Below are 3,215 nucleotides of genomic sequence, written 5' to 3' on the forward strand. Positions count from 1 at the left end.
ACCAACCACATCCCGCCTAGCGAGCGACATTCAATTTTTCCCGTGGTCATCGATGTATTGCCGTCTGGCATTTTGCATTCGTGTTGAAGACTCCACTTACCAATCAGTTGATCGAGCCAGTGGTGCTCGGATTGCGGTTTAGCAAACATAATTGTTCCTTACTCGTTTGGACCGAAGACTTGTTTGGACCGAAGACTTGCTTGGACTGAAAAGGGACAGCAACTCGGTAATCGCCTTGCCGATTTGTTTTTATGCATGCACGTCCTGTCACCGGCTGGGCGATGTGTGGGTAATATTTATACAGATTTTATCGCCGAATGCTTATCATCGAATAGCGAAATCGTGCAGCGACCGCTTGGAAACCGAAAGAATTGAGATGAAGCCCGACTCGGAATCGAACCGTCCCGTCGCCTTGGTCACAGGAAGCGCCACAGGGGTTGGACGTGCGTGTGCGTTACAGTTCGCCGCTCGCGGTTACGACGTTGTGGTGAACTATTCCCGCAGCGCAGCCGAAGCGGAAGAGACAGCCAACCACGTCGCCAGTGCCGGTGCTGCAGTCCTGACACTCCGCTGCGATGTCTCTGACGACGGCGCGGTCGGCAAGATGATGAACCAGATCGAATCGGAATTTGGACGGTTGGATGCGCTGGTCAACAACGCTGCAATGACCCACATCATCGATCACGATGATTTGCCGGGGATGACCGAATCGATGTGGGACCAAATCCTGGGGGTGAACTTAAAAGGCCCGTTTTTTGTCACCCGTGCCGCAGCAAAATTGCTCGTCGCTGGCGATGGCGGGGCGGTCGTCAACGTCAGCTCCGTGGCAGGCGAAACCGGCAAAGGATCCTCGATCGCTTACTGTGCCAGCAAGGCGGGGCTCAATACGATGACCAAATCGCTCGCCCGCGTGCTCGCTCCGAAAGTCCGCGTCAATGCAGTTTGCCCAGGCCCCATCGATTCACGTTGGATTCGTGAAGGCAATCCCGATTGGGATCTGGACGAAATGGTGGCGACTCTCCCCGTTCCGCGCGCCTCGATACCGAGCGACATCGCCGACGCGGTGCTGTTTCTCGCGATCGACGCTGGCATGATCACCGGCCAATTGCTCTCCGTCGATGGGGGGCAAACACTATAGCCGGCCCCCCGACGAGATGGATGTCGATGGCAGGCAATGATGAGTGATCCCCAAGTGGAGTGATCCCCCAGTTCCGTCGGTGGATGGCTGTGATTGCGAGATCCTGTCCAATCACAGGTTTTCCCGTCGAAGAGGGGATTTTTGGGTACAGACTCTACCGCCGTTCCGTTTCAACGGTGGTCTCCTAAAGCCCCCAAACGATTCGGCGTTCCTCGACATTTATGGGAATCCCCTTCGGCGGATTGATGGCAGAAGCGAGACGGCAGCCTTATCTTGTACTGCTATAATGGACGCTATGTCTTCTCTGTCTGATCACTCATCCTTGACGGCTTCAACTTCCGGCTCCGGGCGCGGTACCGACCGATTTATCTTGGTCTCTAATGGGCTGGAGTTTTTTCTGATCCCCAAGGGGGAATTCTCCAGCTTGCAGGCAGAGGGCTTTTACCGTCCCGCCGAGCGGGGAATGACCGTTATTCAAAAAGGCGACCAGCTGTATGAGTTGCCGATGGACAGTGCCAAGTCCTTGGTTGCCGACGGTGGCCGCGATTTATTGGCAAGAGAACGAAAGGGGCCTGCGTCGCTGCCGCCTGTGCAGCCGCCCCCCTCGCCAACATCACCCTCGCCAACACCGGATGGACCAAGCGATCTGACGGCAACACGTTTGCCAGCCAATGCCGCTCTGGTACTTGAGGACGCGGACTCGAAGCGTTCCGGCGTCGTGCTCACCGAATCGACGTCGGTTACAGAGCTTGATCCGCTCGCGGTGCTGGAGGGACTGAGCCAGTCCGAACAATTAGCCGAGCAAACGAGGCTCGAGCAAGAGTCACAAATCGCCGAGGAATCCGGCTGGCGTAAATACGCATTGATCGTGCAATTTTGGTTGCAAGCCCGCAAAGCCAAACTGGTCCGACAACTCAGTGGCAGCGGCATCAGCATCGCGGTCCATGTAGCGATCTTGTTGCTATTGGCGAGCATGTTCTTGGTGACCGAGCAGCCTGACCAATTGGTATTAATGGCGTCACCGTCGAACAACGACGCGATTGTCGAAGAGGTGATCATCGATGTCCAGCCGCTCGAGATTACGGAGCCAACCGAAACATCGGAGCCGGAACCAGCTCCGGCGGCCGAAGCGGCTGAAGCTGCCGAACCGATCGAATCTCCCGACTTTCTTGCCAACGTCAGCGGTCTGGCGATCAAGCCGCCCGCAGCGCCTGCCAAGGCAGCCGCCGAAGATGGCGATGCCATGGCAAAGACGGCCGGAAAACCCACGGTCTTTGGAAGCAAATTTAGTGCGATCAACTATGTCTTCGTGATCGACAATTCCAACAGCATGACCAAAGGCCGCTTCGAGACGGCGCTGATTCAATTGATGTTGACCGTCAATCAATTGACACCCAAACAACGCTTCTATGTCATTTTCTATAGCGACACCGCCTACGGCATGATGCACCCCAACACCGTCAAGACGCTGGTCCCGGCCACTCAGCGAAACAAAAACTTGCTGGGGCAATGGCTACAAACAGTCCCGCTCTGTTTGCAGACTCGAGGCAGAAAGGCGATCCAGGCGGCGATCGATCTGGATCCGGATGTAATCTACATCCTCGGCGACGGAGCGTTTACCGATGGAGCCGATGTCTACTTTACCAACAATCCACACGAGCGAATTTTAATCCATACGCGAGGGATGGAGGTCGACAAGAAAAACGCCGAGTCCTTTCAAAAGCTGGCCAAAGCTCATCGAGGCAACTACCAAGATGTCGGCGTGATGCCCGAGGGAGCGCTGATGGCTCAGAAATATCCGCGGCCGCGGAACAGTGTTCGTGGACCAATTTGGGGCATCACCTTGCCGCTAAAGAAAAAGTAAGGATCACGGAACGATCATGAGTTGCAAAGCGGCGTGCCCAGTCTGTTTGAAACCCCATCCGTTGGACGATAGCCAAGCGGCGTCGGTCATTCGCTGTGATTGCGGATCGACGTTGTTCATCTCGCCCAAGGGGCGACTTGTTGCCACGCTGCAGCAAGACGAACCGCCTGAGCCAACGAATACCGCTGCGGGAACGTCACCCGAGCAACCGGT

Annotated in this window: 4 protein-coding genes; 3 read left to right on the forward strand and 1 reads right to left on the reverse strand. The window is 56.0% G+C overall.

What is annotated here, in order from left to right; translation table 11 throughout:
* Positions 1-149, reverse strand: a 149-nt coding sequence (locus ABX962_RS33330) for a DUF1579 family protein (protein WP_372725993.1), incomplete at its 3' end; no start/stop codon positions are given.
* A 227-nt stretch (positions 150-376) separates the two neighbouring features.
* Between ABX962_RS33330 and ABX962_RS33335 the strand changes: the two genes are divergently transcribed.
* The 3 genes from ABX962_RS33335 to ABX962_RS33345 form a co-directional block, all read left to right on the forward strand.
* Positions 377-1,138, forward strand: coding sequence for an SDR family NAD(P)-dependent oxidoreductase (locus ABX962_RS33335; protein ID WP_372725990.1), 762 nt, complete (start codon positions 377-379; stop codon positions 1,136-1,138).
* Between the two features lie 463 nt (positions 1,139-1,601).
* Positions 1,602-3,002 carry a VWA domain-containing protein gene (locus ABX962_RS33340; RefSeq protein WP_372725991.1) on the forward strand — a complete coding sequence of 467 codons (1,401 nt, stop codon included), beginning with the start codon at positions 1,602-1,604 and terminating at the stop codon, positions 3,000-3,002.
* A 16-nt stretch (positions 3,003-3,018) separates the two neighbouring features.
* On the forward strand, positions 3,019-3,215 hold a 197-nt coding region (locus tag ABX962_RS33345; RefSeq protein ID WP_372725992.1), incomplete at its 3' end, for a hypothetical protein.

Origin of the sequence: Novipirellula sp., assembly GCF_041583735.1 — a bacterium.
GTDB lineage: Bacteria > Planctomycetota > Planctomycetia > Pirellulales > Pirellulaceae > Novipirellula.

Bases quoted from the DNA above. Each gene is read 5' to 3' on its own strand.
- ABX962_RS33335 (WP_372725990.1), top strand. From the start codon at position 377: ATGAAGCCCGACTCGGAATCGAACCGTCCCGTCGCCTTGGTCACAGGA.
- ABX962_RS33340 (WP_372725991.1), top strand. From the start codon at position 1,602: ATGACCGTTATTCAAAAAGGCGACCAGCTGTATGAGTTGCCGATGGAC.